Origin of the sequence: Fretibacterium sp. OH1220_COT-178, from assembly GCF_003860125.1 — a bacterium.
Lineage (GTDB): Bacteria > Synergistota > Synergistia > Synergistales > Aminobacteriaceae > CAJPSE01.
This window is the reverse complement of sequence record NZ_RQYL01000092.1, coordinates 1-336: the sequence shown is the minus strand read 5'-3', so window position 1 is coordinate 336 and position 336 is coordinate 1. Positions and strand designations below refer to the sequence as shown.

Genomic DNA, 336 nt, shown 5'->3' with positions numbered 1-336 from the left:
GCGAGGCCAGAGCGGGGACGTCGGCGCTCGTCACCGCGGCTCCGCCCCAAAGGACCGTGCCGTCCGCCCTCACCGACACCAGCAGGGCCCCGCCCTCCGCCTTCGGCACCCCCTCGCCGCGGGGCAGGTCCACCTCCACCCGTCCCTGCACGAAACTGGCGGTCAGCACGAAGAAGATGATGAGCATGAAAAGCACGTCGATCAGGGGGGTGATGTCCAGCTCCAATCCCTTTCTGCCCCGGCGTCTCATGGCGACAAGCGCCCCGTCTCACGGGCGACGTGCTCGCGGATCAGAAAATCCGCCGCGCGCTCCAGCGCCTCCGACCGGGAGTCGAC

Annotated in this window: 1 protein-coding gene; it reads right to left on the bottom strand. The window is 69.6% G+C overall.

Annotated elements, in window-relative coordinates; genetic code table 11:
• Positions 1-250, bottom strand: a 250-nt coding sequence (locus tag EII26_RS12980) for an ExbD/TolR family protein (protein ID WP_199735239.1), incomplete at its 3' end; no start/stop codon positions are given.
• Positions 251-336: the final 86 nt, after the last annotated feature.